The 25,457-nt window shown below is 46.0% G+C and carries 26 protein-coding genes and 1 riboswitch; of the genes, 22 read left to right on the top strand and 4 right to left on the bottom strand.

The window, feature by feature from the left end; translation table 11 throughout:
• The first annotated feature begins 142 nt into the window (after positions 1-142).
• From ACFQV5_RS16710 to ACFQV5_RS16720, 3 genes are all read left to right on the top strand, one after another.
• A complete protein-coding gene (locus tag ACFQV5_RS16710; RefSeq protein ID WP_379248488.1) occupies positions 143-3,322 on the top strand; it encodes a DEAD/DEAH box helicase in 3,180 nt (1,059 codons plus the stop codon).
• 82 nt (positions 3,323-3,404) lie between these two features.
• Positions 3,405-4,124 carry a hypothetical protein gene (locus ACFQV5_RS16715; protein WP_379248489.1) on the top strand — a complete coding sequence of 240 codons (720 nt, stop codon included), beginning with the start codon at positions 3,405-3,407 and terminating at the stop codon, positions 4,122-4,124.
• Positions 4,125-4,305: 181 nt separating this feature from the next.
• Positions 4,306-5,148 (top strand): M15 family metallopeptidase, encoded by an 843-nt coding sequence (locus ACFQV5_RS16720; RefSeq protein ID WP_379248490.1) that lies wholly within the window; start codon positions 4,306-4,308, stop codon positions 5,146-5,148.
• Between the two features lie 86 nt (positions 5,149-5,234).
• On the opposite strand, the gene ACFQV5_RS16725 is transcribed toward ACFQV5_RS16720, so the two are convergent.
• Positions 5,235-5,603 (bottom strand): hypothetical protein, encoded by a 369-nt coding sequence (locus tag ACFQV5_RS16725; RefSeq protein WP_379248491.1) that lies wholly within the window; start codon positions 5,601-5,603, stop codon positions 5,235-5,237.
• A gap of 376 nt (positions 5,604-5,979) precedes the next feature.
• On the opposite strand from ACFQV5_RS16725, the gene ACFQV5_RS16730 reads away from it, so the two are divergent.
• The 6 genes from ACFQV5_RS16730 (at position 5,980) to ACFQV5_RS16755 (ending at position 11,700) form a co-directional block, all read left to right on the top strand.
• Positions 5,980-6,774 (top strand): zinc ribbon domain-containing protein, encoded by a 795-nt coding sequence (locus ACFQV5_RS16730; RefSeq protein ID WP_379248492.1) that lies wholly within the window; start codon positions 5,980-5,982, stop codon positions 6,772-6,774.
• Positions 6,775-6,853: 79 nt separating this feature from the next.
• Positions 6,854-7,696 (top strand): TrmB family transcriptional regulator, encoded by an 843-nt coding sequence (locus ACFQV5_RS16735; RefSeq protein ID WP_379248493.1) that lies wholly within the window; start codon positions 6,854-6,856, stop codon positions 7,694-7,696.
• A gap of 206 nt (positions 7,697-7,902) precedes the next feature.
• Positions 7,903-8,205, top strand: coding sequence for a hypothetical protein (locus tag ACFQV5_RS16740; RefSeq protein ID WP_379248494.1), 303 nt, complete (start codon positions 7,903-7,905; stop codon positions 8,203-8,205).
• A gap of 70 nt (positions 8,206-8,275) precedes the next feature.
• The gene (locus ACFQV5_RS16745) at positions 8,276-9,376 is read left to right on the top strand and encodes a metallophosphoesterase (protein ID WP_379248495.1); all 1,101 of its coding nucleotides are present in this window, start codon (positions 8,276-8,278) and stop codon (positions 9,374-9,376) included.
• Between the two features lie 102 nt (positions 9,377-9,478).
• A riboswitch (purine riboswitch) is annotated at positions 9,479-9,578 on the top strand.
• Positions 9,579-9,729: 151 nt separating this feature from the next.
• Complete coding sequence (locus ACFQV5_RS16750; RefSeq protein WP_379248496.1) at positions 9,730-10,299, top strand: xanthine phosphoribosyltransferase; 570 nt, start codon at positions 9,730-9,732, stop codon at positions 10,297-10,299.
• Positions 10,300-10,338: 39 nt separating this feature from the next.
• Positions 10,339-11,700, top strand: coding sequence for a nucleobase:cation symporter-2 family protein (locus tag ACFQV5_RS16755; protein ID WP_379248497.1), 1,362 nt, complete (start codon positions 10,339-10,341; stop codon positions 11,698-11,700).
• A gap of 48 nt (positions 11,701-11,748) precedes the next feature.
• Here the strand turns inward: ACFQV5_RS16755 and ACFQV5_RS16760 are convergent, their stop codons facing one another.
• The 3 genes from ACFQV5_RS16760 to ACFQV5_RS16770 form a co-directional block, all read right to left on the bottom strand.
• Complete coding sequence (locus ACFQV5_RS16760) at positions 11,749-12,087, bottom strand: DUF4870 domain-containing protein (protein WP_379248498.1); 339 nt, start codon at positions 12,085-12,087, stop codon at positions 11,749-11,751.
• 130 nt (positions 12,088-12,217) lie between these two features.
• The gene (locus ACFQV5_RS16765; protein WP_379248499.1) at positions 12,218-12,490 is read right to left on the bottom strand and encodes a transposase; all 273 of its coding nucleotides are present in this window, start codon (positions 12,488-12,490) and stop codon (positions 12,218-12,220) included.
• Positions 12,491-12,573: 83 nt separating this feature from the next.
• A complete protein-coding gene (locus ACFQV5_RS16770; protein ID WP_379248500.1) occupies positions 12,574-13,593 on the bottom strand; it encodes a serine hydrolase domain-containing protein in 1,020 nt (339 codons plus the stop codon).
• Positions 13,594-13,912: 319 nt separating this feature from the next.
• On the opposite strand from ACFQV5_RS16770, the gene ACFQV5_RS16775 reads away from it, so the two are divergent.
• The 13 genes from ACFQV5_RS16775 to ACFQV5_RS16835 all read left to right on the top strand — a co-directional run bounded on the left by ACFQV5_RS16775 (position 13,913) and on the right by ACFQV5_RS16835 (position 25,436).
• Positions 13,913-14,101 (top strand): hypothetical protein, encoded by a 189-nt coding sequence (locus tag ACFQV5_RS16775; RefSeq protein ID WP_379248501.1) that lies wholly within the window; start codon positions 13,913-13,915, stop codon positions 14,099-14,101.
• 191 nt (positions 14,102-14,292) lie between these two features.
• Entirely contained in the window at positions 14,293-15,042 is a 750-nt protein-coding gene (gene map, locus ACFQV5_RS16780) for a type I methionyl aminopeptidase (RefSeq protein WP_379248502.1), read from the top strand.
• 366 nt (positions 15,043-15,408) lie between these two features.
• Positions 15,409-16,461, top strand: a complete 1,053-nt coding sequence (coxB, locus tag ACFQV5_RS16785; RefSeq protein ID WP_379248503.1) for a cytochrome c oxidase subunit II — start codon at positions 15,409-15,411, stop codon at positions 16,459-16,461.
• Between the two features lie 83 nt (positions 16,462-16,544).
• Entirely contained in the window at positions 16,545-18,392 is a 1,848-nt protein-coding gene (ctaD, locus tag ACFQV5_RS16790; RefSeq protein WP_379248636.1) for a cytochrome c oxidase subunit I, read from the top strand.
• Complete coding sequence (locus tag ACFQV5_RS16795; protein ID WP_379248504.1) at positions 18,389-19,015, top strand: cytochrome c oxidase subunit 3; 627 nt, start codon at positions 18,389-18,391, stop codon at positions 19,013-19,015. The genes ctaD and ACFQV5_RS16795 overlap by 4 nt, the downstream gene beginning before the upstream one ends.
• Before the next feature lie 3 nt (positions 19,016-19,018).
• The gene (locus tag ACFQV5_RS16800; RefSeq protein WP_379248505.1) at positions 19,019-19,342 is read left to right on the top strand and encodes a cytochrome C oxidase subunit IV family protein; all 324 of its coding nucleotides are present in this window, start codon (positions 19,019-19,021) and stop codon (positions 19,340-19,342) included.
• Between the two features lie 198 nt (positions 19,343-19,540).
• Positions 19,541-20,449 carry a cytochrome c oxidase assembly factor CtaG gene (ctaG, locus tag ACFQV5_RS16805; RefSeq protein WP_379248506.1) on the top strand — a complete coding sequence of 303 codons (909 nt, stop codon included), beginning with the start codon at positions 19,541-19,543 and terminating at the stop codon, positions 20,447-20,449.
• Positions 20,450-20,467: 18 nt separating this feature from the next.
• Positions 20,468-20,932: a DUF420 domain-containing protein gene (locus ACFQV5_RS16810; protein WP_379248507.1), complete on the top strand. Its 465-nt coding sequence runs from the start codon at positions 20,468-20,470 to the stop codon at positions 20,930-20,932.
• A 292-nt stretch (positions 20,933-21,224) separates the two neighbouring features.
• On the top strand, positions 21,225-21,857 hold the full coding sequence (locus tag ACFQV5_RS16815) for a hypothetical protein (RefSeq protein ID WP_379248508.1): 633 nt from the start codon (positions 21,225-21,227) through the stop codon (positions 21,855-21,857).
• A 61-nt stretch (positions 21,858-21,918) separates the two neighbouring features.
• Positions 21,919-22,344, top strand: coding sequence for a GntR family transcriptional regulator (locus ACFQV5_RS16820; RefSeq protein ID WP_379248509.1), 426 nt, complete (start codon positions 21,919-21,921; stop codon positions 22,342-22,344).
• Complete coding sequence (locus ACFQV5_RS16825) at positions 22,325-23,227, top strand: ABC transporter ATP-binding protein (protein ID WP_379248510.1); 903 nt, start codon at positions 22,325-22,327, stop codon at positions 23,225-23,227. The genes ACFQV5_RS16820 and ACFQV5_RS16825 overlap by 20 nt, the downstream gene beginning before the upstream one ends.
• An 18-nt stretch (positions 23,228-23,245) precedes the next feature.
• Positions 23,246-24,148, top strand: coding sequence for an ABC transporter ATP-binding protein (locus ACFQV5_RS16830; protein ID WP_379248511.1), 903 nt, complete (start codon positions 23,246-23,248; stop codon positions 24,146-24,148).
• The gene (locus tag ACFQV5_RS16835) at positions 24,141-25,436 is read left to right on the top strand and encodes an ABC transporter permease (protein ID WP_379248512.1); all 1,296 of its coding nucleotides are present in this window, start codon (positions 24,141-24,143) and stop codon (positions 25,434-25,436) included. Before ACFQV5_RS16830 ends, ACFQV5_RS16835 begins: the two co-directional genes overlap by 8 nt.
• The last annotated feature ends 21 nt before the right edge of the window (positions 25,437-25,457 follow it).

Raw genomic sequence — 25,457 nt, forward strand, 5'->3', positions numbered from 1 at the left:
AGACCTAAAAAGTGACATAATTTATGAAAAACAGTTGAAGATGGCATTTGTTTATTTTACTGGGTAATCGTTTTGAAAAAAGTTCGCTTTCGTATAAGATAATAATAATATCTGTAAAGCAGGAAAAAGACAGGAGACAACAATGAATCAACCGCTGTATGGCGTATGGCTAGGAGATGCATTCTTTTGTTTTTCCGGTGAAGTATCGGAACCCAGAGTGGACGCATGGAGCAGAATAATAAAGAAGTTGCAGCTAGGGGACGGAAGCCGTCCATTTGCGAATGCTACGCTTCGGTTGGCGGAGATGAGATTTCCTGTCCAATCAGTGGCGGTAAAGAATGTAAGGCGTAATGAACGCAAGACACTGGGAGGCCGAACGATGGAAGGTTTGGCGCTCACACCAGGGGATGCGTTTAATATGCTGCTGTCTATAGATACTGGCCTCTATCAGAGCCAAGGTCTCGTATTGGGAGAAGAAATGGAATACTGGTTAACAGCCGCCAAGTTTGCGCTTGAATTACAGCTTCGGGGCCGGATTGCTCCAGGGACGGCTGAGGTACCTTCGGCTGGAAGAAGGCGGAGTGCATCCATGCATGTGGTGAAAGCGGTATGGAAGCCCCAGCTCATAGGGGAAGATGAGGAGCGTTTTCTCCAGTTAGCGGCTAATATACCGCCAATATGCATAGGTGTACCCGCTGCACTGGCTGGAAGTGAACCTGCCTCTCGGGAAGAGGCGGGAGCCGTGGTGCTCTATTCGTTCCTCTGTTCAATCATTGATGCAGAGGTGAGAGAAGCTTTGCGGGAAATTGAAGGCAAGCTCTCTTCTTATTTAAGAGATTATCGCCGCGGGCGTTCACCCCTTACGGAGTTATGGTGGAATAGTTTGCTTACCGTAAGCCGGGAGATTGCTGTACAAGGAGCTGCGGAAGAAGTCCACGAGTTGGGCCAAGAAGTCGAAATTGCCGGACAAACAGCTTTTCCCTACACAGAGGGCGAAAATCTGCCGCCGGAGAATGGAAATATTCGGCTTGGCCTTCGGTTGGAACCTCCACTCGAAGATGGAGACATAGATTGGCGGCTGTCTTTCTGGGCAGGAAGCCGTGAAGATGAAGGAATGTGGCTGCCTGCACAGAGCATCTGGAATAGCCGAGAAAAGGATATGTTGGTTCGAGGGCGTATATATGCATCCGCTCAAGAGCAGCTGTTGATCGCGATTGGTGAAGCTGCTGAGCTGTCCACTGAGCTGGCGGAAGGGCTAAGTGGACCCGCACCGGCTGGTATGATTCTTCCCTTGGAGAAACTCTCATCTTTTATGAAGGAGTCCGTACCGAAACTCACCAAGGGTAATGTTACAGTTCAAATGCCATCCAAGTGGAGCCGAGAAGGGCGCCGCCGGGTTGGATTGTCCCTTAAAATGATGCAGGAAGGGACTGCAAGGGCTGGTGTCGACCATCACTTGCCTGTTCTGGGGATGGAGCATCTTGTATCTTTTGAGGTATCTGCTGCGGTTGGTGGACAGCAACTAACTCGGGAAGAGTTAACAGCTTTAGCTGAAGCGAACATGCCTTATATAGAGTTCCGTGGCGAGTGGATTGAGGTTGATTTGAAAGAGATCAATCAGGTTCTTCGCTTTATGAAAAAGCATGAGAAAGGCGAAATGGAACTGTCGGAGTGGATGCATCTGACGGCCGAAATGGATGGAGAGCGGATGTGGAAGGGGCTCTTTATTCAGGAAGTAGAGACGACAGGGCTCTTGTCGGCGTTGCTGGAAGGAGACGGGGTGCGCAGACTTCCGGCACGTCAGGTTCCTTCATCCCTGCACGGACAACTGAGGCCATATCAGGAGCGAGGTTTCCAGTGGCTCAGCATCATGCGTGATTTAGGCTTTGGTGTGTGTCTGGCGGATGATATGGGTCTTGGAAAGACCATTCAGGTTATCACCTGTTTGCTGGATGGAAGAAGGAAAGAGTTGCAGATGGAGAGAGAGCAAGAGGAGTTTAGGCTGCAAGAACCTCTTTCAGAAAGAGATACCGACCTTTTGCGTAAAGGCGGCCCTGTTCTGATCGTCTGTCCAACCTCGTTGCTCGGTAACTGGCAACGTGAAATTCAGCGATTCGCGCCAGATCTTTCTCTATACATCCATCATGGTGTTCGGCGTTTACGGGGTGAGTCGTTTCAGCATGAGGCGCAGCAATATAACATTATTCTGACGACATATCATCTGGCAGGGCGTGACGGTGCTGATTTATCTGCTGTAAGCTGGTCCAGTGTCGTACTGGATGAGGCTCAATATATTAAGAACTATCGCACCAAGCAGGCGCAAAGCGTGATGAAGCTTTCAGCCCCGCACCGGGTTGCCATGACGGGAACTCCGGTGGAAAACCGGTTAGCAGAGCTGTGGTCGATCTTTCATTTTCTAAACCCAGGGTACTTAGGATCGTTTAATGCATTCCGGCAGCGCTACGCTTTAGGAGAAGGGCAGGAGGAGAGACTGCAAGAGCTGCATCGATTGGTATCACCGTTTATGCTGCGCAGACTTAAGAGCGATCCTGACATCCGTAAGGATCTTCCTGAAAAGCTGGAGATCAAGTCTTACTGTCCGCTGACAGAGGTTCAAGGCGCCATGTATCAAGCTGTCGTGGATGAAATGATGGGACAGATTGAGAATCGGTCGGGCATGGCACGTAAAGGCCTGGTGTTGTCCTCGCTAACCAAGCTGAAGCAGATTTGTGACCATCCGCAGTTATTGCGCGGAGAAGACAATCGTAATATGAGAATGGAATCTTCAGGGAAGATGGAGCGATTGCTTGAAATCCTTGATAGCATTGCGGATGTGGGAGAATCAGCGCTTATCTTTACGCAGTATGTAAGTATGGGGGAGATGCTCGTAAAGTTTTTAGCGAAGCGTTACGGCAAGGAACCAGCATTCTTGCACGGCGGAGTGCCTAAGAAAGAACGGGATGAGATGGTTCGTGCTTTTCAGGAAGGGGAAGGGACAAGTTTTTTCGTGCTTTCGCTGAAAGCGGGCGGTGTTGGTCTGAATTTGACACGTGCGAATCATGTACTTCACTATGACCGTTGGTGGAATCCGGCGGTAGAGAATCAAGCGACTGACCGGGTATTTCGGATTGGACAGAACAAAAATGTTCAAGTTCACAAGTTGATTAGCCAGGGAACGCTTGAAGAACGAATTGACGAACTGATCGAGCAGAAGAAGGCACTATCCGAGCAAGTTGTTGGATCAGGAGAGACTTGGCTGACCGAAATGTCAGATGGCGAACTACGCCAGCTGATCGAGTTACAGGGACAGGACTGGATGTGACGAACGGAACTGTTGTTTATATGAATTTTCACGAGAAGTTCTACACAAAAATGATGACTGCTGGAAGGATGGTGGATGCGGGATGATAGCGCCGGATGAACAGGGTAAGGTAAAGCTGGAGTTTAAGGCCGGATTGCTATGCGGATCAATAACTGGTGAGCCGTCTTCTGAGGTCAGCATCCCATATGAGATGCTGACACCCGCCGCCAAGCAAGACTTGCTTCGCCGCCTTACGGGCGACCCGCAGGCGCTATACCGCCTGCTGCAAGGCCGTCCAGCCCCATGGCTGGACGAATGGGTCCCTTCATCCGTACCGGATGAAGGATCGGCCGCGCGCTGCACCTGCGGGCGCGCAGCCTGCGAGCATGCCGCAGCCGTGCTGGAAGCCGCACGGACGCGGCTTGCGGCGGAGCCGCTCCAGCGGCTGGCGCTGCTGGGCCTGCCGCGGGAAGAGCTGCTGGCCGGCGTCTTTGACGCCTGGGCCGAAGCAGCCCCGCCTGCGGCGCGCGGCTCCGCCGGGGAGGCGGCCGCCCGGCCGAAGGAGAAGGTCCCAGCGGGTCCTTCTCTAGGCGAGTGGCTGGCCGAGGCAGCGGCCGAGGGCCGGCTTCACCGCCCCGGGCCGCTGCTGCATGAGGTGGAGCTGCGGCTTGAGCCGCCCCCTCCACCGGAGCAGCTCGTGCCGGCCGGAGACTGGGCCGGCCTGCTGCCGCAGGTGCGCGGCGCCTCGAAGGCGCTCGGGCTTGTTGTTAGCCAGACGGCTAACAAAGCGGAGCGTCGTCGCCGCGCACTGAAGAAGCCTTGAAGGCAGCTTAGCTAAGCCTACTAGATAACGAGCGAAATGCCGAAAAAACGACTTGTTTGCCGCAAAAATGAATTTATAGGCATAAAACTGTCATTTTCTGTCGTTATTAGGTTTGTCTCTCCAAAACGGAATAAGGTACAATAGACATCTAGAGATTCAGGACGAAAGGAAGAGGCTGATAATGAGCGGATTTAGAGGGAAAAGAACACGGCAGACAAGTATAATGCTGTCTTCTCTTATCCTTGCGGGAGCACTGCTGGCCGGCTGTCAATCAGAAGAATCCGGTGAAGTGCAAGGTCAGGAATTGCAGGCACAGGGTGGGGCACAACAGGGCGGTACATTGGAGGATGCAGGTGGACAAGCTGATCCTGTAATGGCAACTCGCATGGAGAATTCCCTTCAAGCTACAGCTCGTGAAGAGAACGGCAAGCAGGTAGTGACGAACGAAGAGTCGGTTACCGTAATTGTCAACAAGGAACGCAGCTTACCAGATGGTTATGAGCCCCCTGACCTGACGGAACCGAATGTACCATTCTCATTTAATGAGGCGCATGAAAAGCGGAAAATGCGAAAAGAAGCTGCAGAAGCGCTGGAGAAGCTGTTCGCAGCTGCGGATTCAGAAGGTATTGAACTCCGTGCCGTATCCGGTTATCGTTCCTATGAACGGCAGAAGTCGGTATATGAGAATCACGTAGCTACTAAGGGTGAAGCAGAAGCTTCGCGAATCAGCGCGGTTCCGGGCACAAGCGAGCATCAGACGGGCCTTACAATCGATGTGTCTAGTCCAAGTGCTGGGAATGCGCTTGAACAGTCCTTCGGTCAGACGAAGGAAGGTATCTGGCTTGCTGATAATGCACCGAAATATGGTTTTATTATTCGTTATCCAGAGGGTAAGGAAGGGATTACCGGATATGTGTATGAGCCTTGGCATATTCGCTATGTCGGTGAAGACCTCGCTCCTGATATTGCCGAAAGCGGATTGACTCTTGAGGAATACTTCGATGAGGATAATATCAAACTGTAAGCATCAGCATATAAACACAAAACCCGAAGCCAGAAAGGCTCCGGGTTTTGTTCTGCGCTTTTGCTGTTTATGGAGATTAACATCAATTATTTATTCAGTGGTGATCTCTCATAACCAGGATCATCATAACCAGTATCTTCCATTTTGGAGATAATGTTCATGGCTTGTATCATTTTCTTGGTCTTCCCATCTCCAAATTTGTAGAGGTAAGAATATAACTCGATTGTACTCTCGTCGAATTCTTCAGCGGCATCATCGTGATCTGCTGATTTATAAGGGACGAATGTACGTTTGAATGCATATTTATCACTTTGGCTGACTTGATCCATTAGTTCACGCAGTTTATTAAGTTCTTCATCATTCATATGCACTACAAATTCATTGGAATCATTGGGTACGTCCTGAATCAGATTATGGGCTACGGAAACATAGTAGATCTTCTGGTCATTCATCATTTAGAATCCCTCCGTGTTCATGATTGCCCGGGGGCCCCGGCATTTATTAAAATGATAAGAAAGTTAAGCTTGATAAGTCAGACTTCATATGCATTTAACCTATGTTTACACGGCTTGTGGTGGGTTGAATCAAAGAGTCTTTCATGGAATCCACTTCCTTTTTCCATCAAGCTAGTAAATTTGGTATGATAGAGTCACTTCCGGGTTCATACAGGTCGGAAGATTATGCATGGAAGTAGCCGCATCAACATAGGATGTGTGAAAATGATGATAAGCTTAAAGTAATGTAGAATCGTTTAAACAATGGAAGAGCGATAATTGCGACATACACCGGGTAAACGGGGCACTCGCATAGGGAAACGAGGAGGATTCACGGATGAATATTTTTCAGAAGCTTAAAGACGGGGCAAACAAAGCTACAGAGAAAGCACAACATGTTGTGGAGATCAACAAACTGAACAGCCAGATTTCTGATATTGAACAGAGAAAAACCTCTTATTATATGGAAATGGGGAGAGTGTTCTATGAAGGTTACCGTTCTCAGGACATGTCCATTGCAGAGAGGGAAATGGTAGACTTGGCTAAATCGTGCGATGAACTGCAGGAGCATATTGAAGATTTGCGTACTCGAATTGCTATTTTGAAGAATGAGCGGATTTGCAAGTGCGGTCGTACGGTTGCCCTCGATGCAAATTTCTGCCCATACTGCGGTAATAAGCTGGTAGAATTGACTGTGAAGCAGGAGCAGCGCAACGAACCGAAGGAGCCAAAAGCGGATCGCGAATTATTTTTCACCGAAGAGAGTGTAACTTCAGAAATAGACGAGAGTCCTTTTATTTACCGTCCGGAACCGGTGAATACGGAGGCAGAAGTTGATGTGAATGTTGAAGATGCTCCAACCTATATAGTAGAAGACGAGGAAATCCGAAACTATGAAGAGGAAGAGCGTGAACGTGAACGTGAACGTCGCCATCTGGAGGAGCTGGAACGTGAGCGTGAACGCCAGCTGGAGCTCGACAGGCGCATCCGTTTCTGGCAGGAGAACAATCAAAGCCAGGATAATTTGCCTAGAGATGGTGAGATTCGGGATACGGTGAAATGCCAGATCTGTAGCGCGGATCTGCCGAAAGGATCCAAGTGGTGCCCTCGCTGTGGTGCTGAGCAGATTTAAATAAATAATACAGCTAAGTGCGTGGATAGCGGGACAAGTGGACGATGATTCGTTCAGGCAGCTTTGGGAGGACAGGAGAATGGAACAGTTACTGAATCATTTGCGCAACTTGGGATTTACAGAAATCGAATCAAAAATTATGGTCGATCTTGCCGAGCATGGCCCAGCAGGTGGATATGAGGTAGCGAAACGTTTGGGCGCTTCGCGTTCCAATGTGTATGCTGCTATGCAGCGGTTGGAGCGTCAGGGTGCTCTGGAGCGGGGAGCTGGAGAACCGGTTCGCTACAATACACTGAAACCAGAAGAATTAACCAGGTTGATTTCGAGCAGAGTAGAAGCATCTCTTGCTTATGTAGAGAAAAGTTTACCTCGTCCAGAGGGGCATGCAGCACCTTTCCAAAGTGTGGATGGTGACAAGGAAGTACTAGAGCGGGTTGCTCGTAAGCTAGCTCAGGCTGAAAGCGAAATTGTTGTTGATGTATGGCGTGAAGAAGCAACATTACTGCGTGAAGAACTTGAGGCAGCGGAGAAACGTGGAGTACGGGTGCTTTGGGCTTGCGATGGTCCCGATGATGGTCTTGCTCGTACACTTGCATGGAGCGGGTGGAAAGGGATCGAAGAGCGGAAGCAGGGCGGTCGCAAATTCTCTTTTGTTATTGACCGAGAGTGGTGCATGCTTGGTATGCGTGGTGGAGAAATGGACACCCAGGCTGTCGTTACTGAACACCCGGTTATGGCAGAGCTCCTGCTGCATCATTTTTCTCAGGAAATGGTTCTTTATGAATTGGAGCAGGACATAGGGCGCCAGCTAGAGGATACATACGGTCCGTATTTTGGACGTATCCAAAGCAAATACATTGCTTCGGACGCAGACACAGATGCTGAAGCCTTGGTTGACAATAAAGAGAATGAAGCCGGATGAAATGGTGAAGTTTATCATTTCTACAAGCAACGAAATCCAATACAGTGGATATACTAACTAGGGGACGGCCTAGGAAAGATGCCGGGAGACGATCCCGGCTTTTGCTGTTTTAGCGCTCTAAACCGAAATACATACGGGCTATGGCAGCTGCTGCGAGTTGCAGGACAGATCGACTATTGAAGCTTGAGGGAAAGGGGATATTAGGAATGGAATGTATAGTTCGTTTTACGGTGATGTATAAAGAAGGGCCTAAGAAGTTAAGAGGATTAATCTTTGTGGATGAAGGTAAACTGCCAGATTCGAATCAAGTATTAGAGATGTTTCATGATATGGAATACAATGTGGTTCCGGATGAGAACGAAGAACTGTTGTATAGACCAGCTGATTCGGGCGCTGCTTTTAAATATATTCGCGTGAATGAACTGGATATCGGTCAGGATAAATATACAGAGGATCGAAATCTCAAATCTATCGTAGGTAATCTCCTTCCGAAACGGACTGGATTATAGCATTCACTGGGATATGTGTTTTCCTCTCATATCCCTCTTGCTATAATGTACGCAGGGAAGGGGATTGATCATGTTTATTGTCGTTGGAATCGGAATGCTCCTAATTTACGGATTACTTGTTTTCTACATTGGCCGAAGCATATGGAAGTGGATGAGTCCAAGGTCTTCGCGGCTGCTTAAAGCGTTGTATATTATCGTCCTTGTCGTTGTATCCACTTCCTTTATATCAGGAAGATTTCTTGGTAACCTTACGGTATTGAATATGATCGGATCCTTTTGGATGGCTTTATTTTATGTTCTGATCATTCTTCTCCCACTCATGCACCTTAGTTTATGGTTGCTACGATTAATCGGGCTGCGCAGGTTCTCTTTGGAGAAAGCTGCAGGATACACGGTGTTAACGCTCACACTTATATTGATTGGATACGGTATATTTAATGCCTACAGCCCTGTGGTCCGGTCTTATGATATCAAGATTGCCAAGAAGGCAGGGGCACTGGATAAGCTTAATATTGTAATGGCGTCCGATATGCACTTTGGCCTGCTCTCAGGTAAAGCTCATGCCGAACGAATGGTGAAAGAAATCAATGCACTCAACCCTGATATGGTCCTGTTTCCGGGTGATATCATTGATGATGATTTGGATGCCTATTTACGTCAGGGCATTGATCAGATTTTAGCCGGTGTTAAAGCACCTTATGGCGTGTACGGGTCCCTTGGTAATCATGACCGTTATGAAGGGGAGATTGCAGATTTGATCAACGTCCTTGAAACTAGCGGAATGAATATACTGTATGATGAGACGCTAACCGTAGATGGTCTTACTTTGGTTGGGAGACGGGACAAGCAAGATAAGAACAGGGCAGAGTTGTCTTCGATTATGCAGGGGACAGATTTGACGAGACCGGTCATCCTAATGGATCATCAACCGAATGCACTAGGGGAAGCGGAGGAACAGGGGGTTGATCTTGTTGTTTCCGGGCACACGCACCGTGGACAAGTATTTCCTGCACATCTAATCACTCAGGCATTGTTTGAGAACGATTGGGGCTACTTACAAAAAGGGCAGCTACATTCTATCGTATCCTCCGGTTACGGATTTTGGGGACCTCCGATTCGATTAGGATCGCGCTCTGAGATTGTGCAAATCCAAGTGAATTTTGAACCATAGAAATTGTGCTTTTTAATTCACTTATAATCTTCCTGAAATTTTCACTTTATTTTTTCATGAAAAATAAGGTATACTTCATTCATTCATGAATTCACAGATGTTAATTTAATAGTGTACGTTTCTCGTATATGTACAGGAATTGGCCTGTATGTTTCTACCCAATCACCGGAATGATTGGACTACGGGTTGGCAAGCCGATTTTTGTCCGTGCCGTGGTTTGAGGCGGGGACAAATCCATAGTTTGTTGTTAAAGCCCACTTGTTCTATGTACCGGTTGATTCGGTAAAAGGACAAGCGGGCTTTTTTGAAATATGCGGTGATAAGCGAACATACAAACACAGAGGAGGAGCATCATGCAATTGCTGCAGAACAAAGTCCGTGAGGAAGGAATAGTACTAAGTGGACAAGTCCTGAAGGTAGACTCATTCCTGAATCACCAGATGGATCCGGTGCTGATGAAAGAAGTAGGTCGGGAGTTTGCACGCCTGTTTCAAGAGGAGAAAATTACTAGGGTGCTAACGATTGAATCGTCCGGTATTGCTCCTGGTATTATGACAGCACTTGAACTGGAGGTTCCGATGATCTTTGCTCGTAAGCAGAAATCACTAACCCTCCGTGAGGATATTTATGTAGAGAAGGTATACTCTTTCACGAAGCAGGAGAGTAACGATATCACGGTATCGAAGAAATTCATTCATCCGGGTGACCGGGTACTCATTATCGATGACTTCCTTGCTAATGGTGAGGCTGCATTCGGTTTGGCTCGGATTGTTGAGCAGGCTGGTGCTGAAGTTGCAGGTATCGGCATTGTTATCGAAAAAGCATTTCAGCCAGGTGGACGGTTGCTGGCGGAAGCGGGCTACCGCGTAGAATCGCTGGTACGCATCGCGGCATTGGACAACGGCGAAGTTACGTTCGCATAATTCATAAATCCATTTTTATCAGGAGGCATTCGACTTTCCATGGCAGAACAGAAGTTGTCCGCACAGGAACCGATTTTTGATAAGCGTCGTCACCCTGCAAAAACATTCTCACTTGGTATTCAGCATGTTCTAGCAATGTACGCTGGCGCCATTATCGTACCGCTGATTGTTGGTAATGCACTTAGTCTGACCACAGAGCAGCTGACTTATCTGATCGCCATCGACCTTCTGGCATGCGGTCTTGCGACTTTATTGCAAGTGTTCGGCAATAAGTATTTCGGCATTGGACTCCCGGTTATGCTGGGCTGTGCATTCCAGGCGGTCGGACCGATGATTATTATCGGTTTAGATCATGGGATGTCGGTCATTTACGGTTCCATCATCGCCTCTGGTTTATTCGTCGTCCTATTCTCAGGATTGTTCGGTAAGCTGATTGCCGTATTTCCGCCGGTTGTGACGGGGTCAGTTGTAACGATTATTGGGCTCACGCTCATACCAGTCGCACTGACAGACCTTGGGGGCGGACAGGATAGTGCTGATTTCGGGAGTCCCCTTAATCTGGCACTGGGCTTCGGTGTATTGCTGTTTATCATTATAATGAATCGATTTGCAAAAGGATTTCTACGTTCTATTTCTGTACTCATCGGTTTGATTATCGGTACATTGGTTGCAGCGTTGTTTGGAGATTTGAATCTGGCTCCGCTGCATGAAGCTGGCTGGTTCCGCGCTCCACAGCCGTTTTATTTCGGAACACCGAAGTTTGAGCTGGTTCCGATTCTGACAATGATTCTTGTGGCTATTGTCAGCGTCGCGGAATCTACGGGTGTATTTATGGCTCTGGGTAAAATCGTTGATAAAGATATTACCTCAAAGGATCTGTCCCGTGGTTACCGTGCGGAAGGACTTGCTATCGTAATCGGTGGTGTTTTCAACTCGTTCCCATACACGACTTATTCGCAAAACGTAGGACTTATTCAAATGAGCCGTGTGAAGACGCGTGATGTCATTGTCGTTGCTGGTAGCTTTCTCATTCTCATCGGATTTGTACCGAAGATTGCTGCACTGACACAGCTTGTGCCGACTTCTGTATTAGGCGGTGCCATGGTTGCCCTGTTCGGGATGGTTGTTTCTTCTGGTATTCGCATGCTGGGTGATCAGGTTGATCTGAACCGTCATGAGAATCTGTTTATCATTGCCTGCTCCGTAGGCATGGGCCTCGGTGTTACAACTGTACCGAATTTGTTCGCGCAGCTGCCGGACTGGATTCGAATTCTTGCTGACAACGGTATTGTGGCCGGTAGCTTGACTGCTATCGTACTCAATCTGCTGTTTAATGGTTTAAAAACAAATAAAGCTGGATCCCTCCAATCAGAGGAAACAGCAAAAGGGCATGTCGCATAAGCGACTGCCCTTTTTTTGTGTCGATGCCTTTAGTGTTGCATTTCAGGTTTACATTTTTGTTATTTGCTTCTCTGCAAAGTGACCAATCCAGGGGAGTTTGAACCATCTCCCTTGAATGGCATGGAACATGAGTACAAGCCACAGAACCACACTGAGCAAGGCGAGTAGAGCGGATGCCAGCAAGCCAATGATAGGTACTGCGCCTGATAACACATGAGCCAGGGCCAGAATTCCGAATGTCAGCAAAGACTGGAGTGCATGGAACATCACATACTTGCTTCTTTTTTCAAGAGCGAGAAAGAGGATCCCACCGACCATCGGGAATAAGTAACACAGGGTAGCAGCAAGGTTCTCCGGGATTCCTGTGGACGATTTAAATGGAGACATACAACCAACTCCTTGTCTTTAAGGCAAGCTTCTATACCATATGAATGCCTTGGACAAAGTATGATGGTTATCGTCTTATTTCTTTGTTTCTTTTTCAAATATTGGGATTGTCTGAATGATATAGCGTGATTTACTCGGGATCACTGGTGTACTTAGGTGTGAGTTTTTCTTGTTTACCATGGCCCGTTTCTTTAACGATTAACCGCTCATCGGTGCGCCCATCATGATGGTTCTCAAATTCTAACTCGGTTAAACGCCATTCCGTTGATCCCAGGATGGGATCGGTTGGGAATGCTTCACCCCGTTTAAGTCGTTCTTCACGTCCCCATTCATTGGTGTAGACGCCATCGACTTCAACTTCTTCTCTAGACACAGGATGCATTTCATTATATTTGTCAGACATATACGGTGCTCCTCTCATGCTGTGTATTAAGATTCCTATGCTTTAACGTATCCAGAACAAAGCGGGAATATCCTGCATTCCTGTCAAAGCTCTACCGCCTTCAAAATAAACTTCTCTAACAGCATACGTGGGTTTTTCCAACGACTTACATGGCTGTCTTGGGTGAATATAATGACGGCATCAAGCTCTGGAAAGAGATAGATTTGCTGACCGCCGTGGCCGTGGGCCAGAGAAAAGGATTGTCCGTCGATTTTTCCTGTCCACCACTGGAACCCGTAATCGCCGAAAGCAGGATACCCGGCTGTCTGGGAAGTTAGTGCTGTCTGCAACCATTCCTGTGGCATGATTTGCTGCCCATTCCATTTTCCTTCATTAAGACAACATTGACCGAACTTCGCCATATCCCTGGATGTAAGATATAGTCCAACATGACCCATGCTGTGTCCTTCGGGGCTTGGGGTCCAGGCGGAATGGTGAATTTCCAGAGGTGAGAACAAGTGATGACGGGCATATGTGTAAGCGTCCATCCCAGTAGCTTCGCTTAGCGCAACAGATAACAGATGTGAATCTGTACTGCGGTACTGAAATGATCCCATTGCTTCCTCTGAAACAGGAAGAGATAATGCGAAGGAAGCCCATTTTTGATTGCGGTGAAAGCGGTGGATCAGTGGTTCCCCCAGCTTTTTTCCTGTTTGCCATGTAAATCCAGATGTCATAGTCAGGAGATGGCGAAAGGTCACACGGGAAAGCAAGGGATGGATTCGACGAGTGGCATGCTTTTTTAGAAAAGGTAAGACAGGTGTATCAATGGGTGGCAGCTCGCCTTTATGAACAGCCATCCCAAAGAGGATGGAGGTAAAACTTTTAGTCGCGGAACGAAGGTCATTTAGTGCGTTAGGATGATAACCTCCATAGTATTTCTCGGCAATAAGCTGTCCTTTGCGCACCATAAGGAAACTGTGCATTTTGGGATAGCGCTGCTGGATCGTTTGATGTGCTGCTTCTAGAAGCTCTGCACTGCATCCGACCTCTTCCGGTTCACCATGAGGAAAGAAGGGAGCAGATACGGATGGTGATGTCAGGATAGATACCGGTTGTTCCATTTTTTCTGATTCTCCTTCCTGATGGATGTGCATCTACAGGTATCTTAACCAAAATTACAAACCTCATCGGATAGTACAAATTTATTTTCCAAAAAAACATTTTTCTGGGAAAGGTGAAACCGATGGAAGAATATGATACAATAAGTTAATGATTCAATTACATGCTTTTGTGGTATGTAAGTGTCAGATGCATTGGTAAGTTGCTGAATATCAACCTATCACCGCTAGAACTGCAGTCAGCATAATTTAACAAGGGTAGATCTTTTTCGGCATTCTCTTAAACGGAGTTATTATTTTCCACGTTTTGGGAGGGATCATCATGGCAACGAAAGGTCACAATGAGGTTAAAGAAAGTCTGCGGGAAATGACACGTATTTTCCGGCCTAAAGATCCGAAAAAATTTGTAAAGGAGTATGTCCGGAAGTATCATATTATGGGAGGATATGAAGAAGAGCTTACTCTCGTCGTAGAGAATGAGCTGGGAAGACTGAATTCTTCCGTATCGTAAGGCTTTAGCCCGCCTAAGAGAAACCATATGCATGCTTTTCATAATTTAAAATTCCACACGAGATTAACTACTTTAAACCGTTTTTGGGGCAACTGCCACGAAAAACGGTTTTTTTGCGTGTCCTCACACATATAGTGTTAACGATACCCTTTGCATGGGGAACAAGAATATGCAGCAAAAGGAGTGTGGACATGAAGATCCCGATCAAGAGCAGGAATGAAATCGAATATATGCGGAAGGCTGGGCGTATTTTGGCCGACTGTCATCGTGAAATAGCCAAATGGATCAAGCCAGGTATTACTACGCTCGAGATTGATGTTAGGGTAGAGGAGTATTTAAAGCAAGCGGGCGCTTCTGCGGAACAGAAAGGCTACAAAGGCTTTCCGTATGCAACCTGCGCCTCGGTTAATGATGTCGTATGTCACGGCTTTCCGAGTAGCAATCCTTTAAAGGCAGGGGATGTCGTCACGATCGATATCGTTGTTAATAAGGATGGGTGGCTTGCTGATTCGGGTTGGACCTATGCTGTATCGGAACCAGAGCCAAACGTCGCAAGGTTAATGGTGGACGCTCGATCTGCTCTATATAAAGGAATAGCTGAGGCTAAAGTAGGTAACACGCTGGGGGATATAGGTTATGTTATCGAACAACATGCCTTAGCGGGAGGTTACGGCCTCGTTAAGCCGCTGGTCGGGCATGGTATTGGCCAATCTATTCATGAGCCGCCAGATGTTCCATGTTATGGTGTTCGGGGAAAAGGTCGAAAGCTTAGAGAGGGCATGGTGATCACTATTGAGCCAGTGCTGACTCTAGGACCGTCCGGGGCCGTGTTTTTTGGTGATGATGGCTGGACCATTACATCAGCTGATGGAAGCGTAGGGGTTCAGTTTGAGCATACCATTGCAATTACCCGTGAAGGTCCTTATATTCTAACAGAATAAGAGAGAGGAGCATGCTTCTCTCTTATCTTTTACTAGGACAAGATGGTTTGAAAATAGGTAATTAGTCCATATATATACATAATGTGATACGTGCTGGAAATTGTCGATGTCAAGATCAGAGAAGGGGGGGAGTCTATGAATGAAAACGATGAAAACGGTTCCAAAATCAGTTACGACGCGACTTTGACAACTTTTCGAACAATTTGTGAACTCCTTGTGAATGATTGACAAAAGATGACCTTAAACTTATATTTAATAGGTGATTGCATTAATTGACAGGATTATTTCATCCGTGATACTGCAGGTAGATTACCGCTGTTCGCGCCGGATGGTAGTCTACGAAAATCGGAAAAGTGGGGTAGATCAATGATGAAACGGTGGCAGGCTGTAAAGCGTCTCCTTCCTTTGTTGGCCGTGTTTTCTTTGCTCTTGTCCGGCTGCGGCCGTGAGGACTTGTCGGTATTGAGACCACAAGGTCCGGTAGCTGAAGGACAATTGGATTTAATTAAGCTGTCGATCTCGATTATGGTTGTTGTTGTGGTTGTTGTATTCGCCATAGCGACCTATGTGCTGATTAAATTCCGTAGAAAGCCAGGACAGACAGAGGTTCCGGAGCAAGTAGAAGGTAGCTTCAAGTTGGAAATTATTTGGACTGCAATCCCGCTCGTTCTCGTACTTATACTTGCAGTTCCTACAATGCAGAAGATTTTTGCTTATGGTGAGAATGATTGGGATGACAAAGACGCACTTCAGATTAAAGTTACATCTCATCAATTCTGGTGGGAGTTTGAGTACCCGCAATATGAAAATTTAAAGACAGCACAAGAGATGCTCATACCAGTTGATAAGAAAATTGCTTTGCAGTTGAAGACAGCTGACGTACTGCACTCCTTCTGGGTTCCTTCCCTTGCAGGTAAAATGGATACCAATACAGAGGGTAGCGTCAATAACATGACGATCAGTACACCAAATGCAGGTACATACATCGGTAAATGTGCCGAGTTATGCGGAACCTCTCACGGTTTCATGGAATTCCGCGTGAAAGCGGTTGACCAAGCTACGTTTGATCAGTGGATTGAAGCTAACAAGGCACCAGCAATACTTCCAGAGGACACACAGCTTGCTGAGAAGTTCAAGACTAACTGTCTCTCTTGCCACGCTGTGGGTGACCAGGGCGGATTTACCGGTCCTAATCTGACAGGAATAGGATCGCGTGAGACTGTGGCAGGTATCTTGCTGAATGATACAAACGGTGCAAAAGGATCAAAGCCGGTAAAAGACAATCTTGTGGAATGGCTTGCCGACCCAGAGGCTGTTAAACCTGGCAACCTGATGCCTGCTCCGAAAGATCTCGGATTTAGTGATGAAGAGATTGAGCAGATTGCCGATTACTTGGCCAATTATAAATTGGAGTATTAATACAGCAAGAACTTTTAAAGGGGGTACCAATCTTGTCTCATGCTCATGCTCATAGCCATAGCGTCAAGCGCTACTCAGGGTTGATGGACTGGCTAACGACCGTTGACCACAAGAAAATCGGAGTATTGTACTTGCTTGCAGGTGGTCTGTTCTTCGGTATCGGTGGTATTGAAGCGATTCTTATTCGCTTGCAGTTGATCAAACCGATGAACGATCTCGTATCAGCGCAAGTGTTTAATGAATTGATTACGATGCACGGAACGACAATGATCTTCCTTGGCGTTATGCCGATTATCTTCGCACTGATGAATGCGGTCATTCCGCTGCAAATCGGTGCGCGAGATGTTGCGTTTCCGTTTCTAAACTCGCTTGGATTTTGGACATTTCTGTTTGGTGGAGTTCTGCTGAACCTGAGTTGGGTTATGGGGGGAGCCCCGGATGCGGGGTGGACGGCCTATACACCATTATCCACAACAGATTACAGTACTACCCACGGTGTTGACTTTTATACTATAGGCTTGCAGATTGCAGGTCTTGGTACATTGATCGGCGGTATCAATTTCTTGGTAACCATCATTACGATGCGTGCACCAGGGATGTCTTTCATGAGAATGCCGATGTTTACTTGGGCTTCATTCATTACTTCCGCGATGATTTTGTTCGCTTTCCCTGCGATTACAGTGGGACTTGTTCTACTCAGTTTCGACCGGATCATTGGAGCTAACTTCTTTGATGTGGCAGCGGGCGGAAGCCCTATACTATGGCAGCATATTTTCTGGATCTTCGGTCATCCTGAAGTATATATCCTCATTCTGCCTGCCTTCGGTATCATCTCCGAAGTTATCCCAACATTTTCGCGCAAGCGGTTGTTTGGATACAGCTCGATGGTGTTTGCAACGATCTTGATTGCCTTCTTGGGCTTCATGGTTTGGGCTCACCACATGTTTACAACAGGACTTGGTTCGATTGCGAACGCTTTGTTCTCGATTGCAACGATGTTGATTGCAGTACCTACCGGTATCAAGATCTTCAACTGGCTCTTCACAATGTGGGGCGGTCAAATTCGTTTCACTAGTTCAAACCTGTTCGCTATTGGTTTTATCCCAACCTTCGTAATGGGCGGTGTAACTGGGATTATGCTCGCTTCTGCTCCAGCAGACTTCCAGTTCCATGATACGTATTTCGTTGTAGCTCACTTCCACTATGTTATTGTGGGCGGTCTTGTCTTTGGATTGTTTGCAGGATTGCATTACTGGTGGCCTAAGATGTTCGGTAAAATGCTGAATGAAACAATAGGTAAATGGACGTTCTGGACCTTTGCTATTGGTTTCCATATGACATTCTTTGTTCAACATTTCCTTGGCTTGCTCGGTATGCAACGCCGAATAGTAACTTATCTTCCTAACCAGAATCTGGATCTGATGAACTTTATTAGTACCATCGGAGCGATTCTGATGGGTGTTGGGGTTATTCTGTTCTTGGCTAACATCTTCATCACAGCAGGTAAGAAGCAGAACGTTCCGAATGACCCTTGGGAAGATGGTCGTACATTGGAATGGAGTATTCCTTCTCCTCCTCCAGAATACAACTTTAAGCAAACTCCACTTGTACGTGGCCTTGATGCTTTCTGGAAAGAGAAAATGGCAGGTAATAAAGGGATGACCCCGGCAGAACCAATCGGTCCGATTCATATGCCGTCTCCTACGATCATACCGTTTGTAATGTCAGTTGGTCTGTTTATTGCTGGTCTTGGTTTTATGTTTAGTTATGCAAAGTTCACAAACTCCTTTATGAGTTTGATCTTCAATAATTATATTGTTCTCATTTTAGGTCTTGTGATTACGTTCGGCGCTATGATAGTGCGTTCTTTGTTCGATGATCCTGGCTATCACATTGATCCTGAAGAACTGGAAGAGGAGGGTAAAGAATGACATCCGCACACGCAGATCATGTAAACGGAGAACTTCCTCATGAGCCGGAAAAAGCGACCTTGGAAGGGCGTAATAAGGTCCTCGGCTTCTGGCTCTTCCTTGGTGGTGAAGCTGTTCTCTTCGGTACATTGTTCGCAACATTTCTGGCTCTCCGGAATCAGACGAATGATGGCCCAACAGCGAATGAATTGTTCTCACTGCCGATTACGGCAGCGGCGACACTTCTTCTCCTCTTTAGTAGTTTGACAAGTGTATTCGCTATTCAGGCGATGCACAGACATAATTTAAAGTCGCTTAGAATATGGCTTGTTATTACTGTTGTTCTTGGCCTAGCGTTTTTGGGACTTGAGATTTACGAGTTTTATGAGTATGTTGCCCATAAAAATTTCGGTATGACGACAAGTGCATTTTCTTCAGCATTCTTTACGCTTGTTGGCTTCCACGGTGCTCACGTTGCATTCGGGGTAGTCTGGATCAGTATTCTGATCGGACAGCTTTTTACTAAAGGTCTTACAGTAGTAACCGCTCCGAAAGTTTATGTGTCTGCTATGTACTGGCACTTTATCGACGTTGTATGGGTGTTCATTTTCTCGGTCGTATACCTCCTTGGAAAGGTGGGCTAAGAGATGACTGCAGATCAACAGCAATCTGAGAATCACGGAGTTAAGCACCGCCATCGGCATGAAGGTCCTCAGAAACATATTGTTGTCTTTATTTTCACCATCGTACTGACAGCTATCGCTTTCGCGGCGGTTGCTGCCGGTGATGTGAATCCAGTCTTCACGGTGATCCTGCTTCTAGTTATGGCTGTACTACAGGTTTTTGTACAAATGGGTTACTGGATGCACTTGAAAGATAAAGGACATATGATGCCGATCTTGTTTATGGTTGGTGGATTTTTCGTAGCTAGTACATGTATCGTCATGGCGTTATTTTGGGTTTGGTGGTAAAATGAACAAGAGGTGGGCTATGCGCCACCTCTTTTTTTCAAAAATTATAAGAATAGCATAATCCTCAGGACTCCTGTGTTTATGCTTCCCTCAGAAACGGTTACCGTCTTGTTCGTTAGACGGAAGAACCGTTTCTCTCTGTTAGAAGGCCTTTGTCACAATTTAGACAGATTTCACACGGGTAAGGGGGGTTTTTGCATGCTGGGTTTAGAATATTTCACCTTTGAAGCGAAATGGAGTCCGATATTTCTTGCATTCATGCTACTGGTGACCGCAGGTTATTTCTTGATCACAGGACCGCTTAGCTACAGGTTAAAAGATAGCGAGCCGGTATCTGCCGGCAGAAAGACACTTTTTGTCTTAGGTATGTTAACGATGTATATGGCTCAAGGTGGACCTATAGATCTTTTAGGGCATACGATGTTTTCGTTTCATATGGTGAGTATGGCGATGTCCTATCTTATGGCTACACCATTGCTGATTCTTGGTATTCCGGTATGGCTGTGGCGTTATATAGATCGAAAGAATCCTTTAAAGAAGCTAGGTTTTCTAGCGCGTCCGGTTGTTGCTGCAGTAGTATTCAATGGACTTTTTTCGTTCTATCATATCCCGGTTATTCATGATTTTGTGATGTTGAACTTCTGGGTGCACCGGCTGTACTATATTTTACTGTTCATCACCTCTATAATGATGTGGTGGGCGATTATACAACCGATTCCTGAAAAGGACAAGACTTCGGGCTTGATGAAGATGGGTTATATTTTTCTGAATATGGTTCTTCTAACTCCAGCATGCGGATTGATTATCTTCTCCAGTGAACCGATGTATGCTACATACAGTGACCCTAATACGTGGGCCAAAGCAATGGGATACTGTGTACCTGGGGATCCTTCTAAGTTGCTCGCTCAGTTTGGTGGACCGTCTTTCTTCGGCTATCTGGAGCCAGGGATCGATCAACGGGTAGGCGGAATTATTATGAAGTTCTTTCAGGAAATCATCTTTGCTTCGATGCTGGCATACGTATTCTTTCATTGGTATAAACGGGAGAATAAAGAGGATGATCCACTACCGACAGATCTGCCGGCAAGTAATCTGAATCAAGTGTAATTATTAAGGGGGATGTTTATGGACTTGTTCTTTCTGTTTCCTACCATCAGCACCGCGTTTATCGTTATTAGCGCTGTCCTGGTAGCGATTGGATGGGGTCTTATTATCAAAGGGAAGAGAGATGCTCACAAAAAGGTAATGATTTGGGCTGCCATCGCAGCGATTATCTTCTTTGTTATTTACTCTTCTCGGACTGTATTTATTGGCAATACCGCTTGGGGGGGACCAGATAGTCTGCAGCCGTATTATCAGGTATTCCTGATTTTCCATATTACGCTGGCTACGGTAGCTGCAGTATTCGGGATAACAACACTCGTTCTTGGATTTAAAGAGAAGTATTCCAAACACCGCAAATGGGGCCGGGTAACAGCGACAATGTGGTTTTTCACTGCGATTACTGGCGTTGCCGTTTATACGCTGCTTTATCTCATGTATCCAGGCGGTCATACACAACCAGTGTGGAAAGTTATATTTGGAATGTAGCTAGGATAAATCTAGCCTAAGGAGGCTGTTTCCTTAGTAGAGAAATCTACTTGGGAGACAGCCTCCTTTTTTATACACAAAATTGGAATATTTAGGGTTGACAGTGTTATAACTGGACTATATACTGTGTATAAAGATATATACAGTAAGCACAGATAAGCACACCACATACACACTAGGAAGAAAGGGTGAACCGCACGTGCAGACCGTCAGGCAAGCGATGAGGATAATTTCTAAAGATTTACGGAACGACAAGCTGCAAATCATATGGTCGATTATATTTATGCTTTATATGGCAACAGTATTAAGTTTCTTTATGAACAGTATGTTTCAGGAACCAGATTATCTTAATCCACTTGCAGACTTTCTTATGTTTATATTCATGCCGATGCTAGGATTTATCTTCTCGCGTAGAGCATTTAAATATCTGAGTGAAGATTCATATACACAAATGCTGTACTACTATCGAAGTATTCCAGTCCCTACAGAAGCAGTCATTATGAGCAGAGCAATTATGGGTTTAGGAGCTTTTATCATGAATGGAGCGATTTTCTTTGGGGGGACTTACTTATTTGCAGCCGACCTTCGCGCGAACATGGATGTAGCAAGTTATATGGCCTTTGGACTCACATGGATCGGACTTGGAATTTTGATCAACGGGTGTTATATATACTTCGAATTCATGAGGCATGGAAAATCGTATATGTGGACTAATTTTCTAATCACGCTAGTAATTGCAGTTGTCATCATCGGATTGTTTTTCCTGGGAGTCCGCTTCAGTCTTTTTAACCATCTAATAGGTGAATCGGATAAGTGGAAGTTGTTATCTCCTTATATGTGGGGTTCTCTAATTACAGGAATTATCGGATTTTCATTGATGTGTCGTCTGACTTACAAGCGGATGCGTCTGAGAGATCTGTCATGAAGAACGATAAGGGAATGCTTCGTAAGGCCGCGGAATATGTAGACAAGGTGAGGTGAAAGAGGTGCGAATCCCGATTCAAATTAATGAGCACAGTGCTGAGCCCCTGTATCACCAGATTGAGACACAATTAAGGTCTCTTATTATAAGTGGACAGATCGAGGAGGGAACACTCTTACCGTCTATAAGGGAGTTTGCCAGTGGATTGAACTGCAGCGTTATTACAGTTCGACGGGTGTATCAGGATTTAGAGGGTGAAGGATTACTGAGGACCAGACAAGGCACAGGTACTTTTGTTGCTGGAGTCGGTGATCAGACACGAGAGAGATTTAAGAGGGATACGGTCGTAGAAGCTTTAGAGGCTGCAGTCGAAACGGGACTATCCGTACATTGCAGTGAGGAAGAATTGAAAGCGATATTCATGGAAATTGTGCAGCGTAAATATCATCAGCAAAAAGGCGGTGAGTCCAGTGGAACCCCAGTTGATTGAAATGCGTAATGTTACGAAACGGCGGCGTACAAAAAACATAGGTCCGATTGATCTTTCGATTCCAGAAGGCTTTATTATCGCTCTTGTTGGACCGAATGGTTCAGGAAAGAGCACTTTACTTAACATGTTGATTCAGACGGTGCTTCCGGATGAAGGAGAAATTACTTGGTTCGGTGGAGCATGCCCTAAAGGGTTGCCAAAGGATATTCGTGAGCAGATAGGCTTCGTTCCAGAGCAGCTAAGTACCGAAGAAAAGTACATGACAGCCGAAGAAGCGGCGGGATTTCGATCCATCTGGTATAGCAGTTGGGATGGTTACTATTTTGATGAGCTGCTGTCCAAGTTTGGAGTTCCGCGTGGAGTGAAGTTGCACAAGATGTCCAAGGGCGAACGGAGAAAATTCGAAATTGCGGCTGCCTTGGCACCACGGCCAAAACTGCTACTACTGGATGAGCCGTCTTCGGGTCTCGACCCTTTTGCCTGGAAGCTGATGATAGATCAGCTCCGGGACTGCATGGAAGATGGAAATACCACGATCGTGTTATCTACTCACATTGTGGATGAGGTTCGAAGGTTAGCCGACTATATTGTCCTTATGCATCATGGAAAAATGCTTGGTATGGTCGAGAAAGATGGACTACTGGACAACTGGAAGGAATGCTGGGTCACGGGAGATGCCTTGTTGGTTAGTGAATTACCAGGCATTGTGAGCTGGAAGCAAGAATCAGCAACTGCGGTATCTTTTGTAACAACCGAATGCTTGGAAGTTGAGCAGATATTACAATCAGCAGGGATACCATTTATAAAAACACGCAGTTTGGAGTTAGACGAAGTCCTAAGCTTGTGGATCCATGGGAATAAACCTGCAGGGATGCAGGATTAAGGGAGAGGAGAGTATACGATGCAACGATTGCAATTGGATAATGTAGTTAAGGTTTATGCTGATAAAACGGCGGTCAATCGGATTTCACTTGAGGTAGAAGAGGGGGAAATATACGGCCTTCTCGGAGCGAACGGTGCCGGAAAAACGACTACAATGCGGATGGTGTTAGGGCTGATCTACCCTGATGAAGGGACTATTCTTTACAACGGCAAGCCATATAGTAAAGAGCTTCGCCGTATTATGGGATATCTTCCGGAAGAGCGTGGGTTGTATCCAAAAGTGAAAGTAAGTGAACAGATTTCCTACCTGGCTCAATTACGTGGGATGTCTGCTAAGGATGCGGATAAGAGTCTTCGTTACTGGCTCGAACGGTTTGAAGTACCGGAATACTACAATAAGAAGATCGAAGAGTTGTCCAAAGGTAACCAGCAAAAGATGGGCTTTATAGCAGCAGTTGTTCACAATCCAGAAATTCTGATCTTGGATGAGGCGTTTAGTGGTCTGGATCCAGTCAACGTAGAATTGTTGAAATCAACAGTGAAAGAGCTTCGTGACAAGGGAACCAGTATTTTGTTCTCGACACACCGGATGGAGCATGTTGAAGAGCTGTGTCAGAATATTACGATCTTGCATCGTTCAAACACGGTCGTAAAAGGTAATCTGAAAGAAATTAAATCCCGTTACCCTCGTGAAGAAGTGGTGCTTGGCACTTCTGGTGAGGTAAAGGGACTGGAACAATTGCCGGGTGTAGCTGGCGTCACTCGTACAGAAGATGGTTACTCCGTTCGTATTACGGATGTGAATGCGGCACAATCTATTTTGAATACGGCAATGTCTCAGAGTGTAATTCACCGATTTGAAGTGAAGGAACCAACGTTAAATCAAATTTTCATTAAGGCGGTAGGTGAATCCAATGAATAGTATGTGGACTGTTATTCGATTTACTTTTATGAATAAGTTAAGAACCAGGTCATTTATTGTCTCGACATTAATCTTTGCCGTATTAATTACAATCTGTATTAATATCCCATTCCTTATTCAATTGTTTAGCGGGGATAAAACTGCAGAAGGACCTACTAAAATCGGTTTGGTGTATGAGCAGCAAGAAAGTCTTGCTGAGGATTTAACCAAGACGATGAAGAGTCTTACTACAAACTATGAATTGATGAAATACGACACATTTAATGAAGCTACCCTGAAAAAAGATGTAGCAGATGGTGTTATCGAAGGTTACATTAGGTTCGAAGCGAAGGATGGGGCTAATTTCCCGGCAGTCATTTATAGCTCTGAGGATGAGACGATCAATCCGGAGCTTCAATCCACGCTGCAGGCAGCGCTTCAAGGTCCGAAAACACGCAGTGTAGTCGAAGGATTGACACTCACGGATGAACAAATTCAAGAAATCAACACTCCGGTTCAGATTAATACACAAAGTGTAAGCAAAGTGGAAAACGGTGAATCAGAAGTTACATCTGTTGAAGCAGGAGAGAAAGAAGCAGCTAATTATGTTGTTGTGTATGCGCTAGTTATTTTATTCTTCGTGACGCTGATGGGAACAGGTAACATGATTGCTTCTGAAGTAACAACAGAGAAGAGCTCGCGGATTATGGAAATTTTGATTACCAGCGTATCTCCACTGAGTCAAATGTTCGGTAAAGTTATTGGTATGTTCTTGCTGGGACTCGCACAGATCGCATCTTTTGGAGTGGTAGTCGCTGTCAACTTGATGCTTCCGCATAATATTGATGCTTTAGCCTCGTTGAACTTGGATATGAGTGCTATTGATCCGATGCTTCTTGTGTTCGGGATTATCTTCTACATCTTTGGATACTTCCTGTATGCAGTTGTTTACGCAGCTGTGGGTTCCATCGTAAGCCGTACGGAAGATCTGGGTCAGGCTATTATGCCGATTACGATGCTGACGCTTGCTGCATTCTACATCGCGATCTTTAGCCTTGGGGCACCAAATTCAACATTGATGAAGGTATCTGCTTATATTCCATTCATCTCTCCAACCTCGATGATTGTTCGTATCGGACTGGGTGAGCCACCAATGTGGGAAATTTTCTTATCACTTGCGATTCTTTTCTTATCGACCTTAATCTTAGGCTGGCTCTCAGCGAAGATTTACCGCACGGGCGTGCTGATGTATGGTAAGCGTCCGAGCTTGAAAGAGCTTGGAAAAGCAATGAAAGCTTATAAGATGTAAGGAGTAATAAACACATATATC

This window comes from Paenibacillus sp. GCM10028914, assembly GCF_042666275.1.
Taxonomy (GTDB): domain Bacteria; phylum Bacillota; class Bacilli; order Paenibacillales; family Paenibacillaceae; genus Paenibacillus_AQ.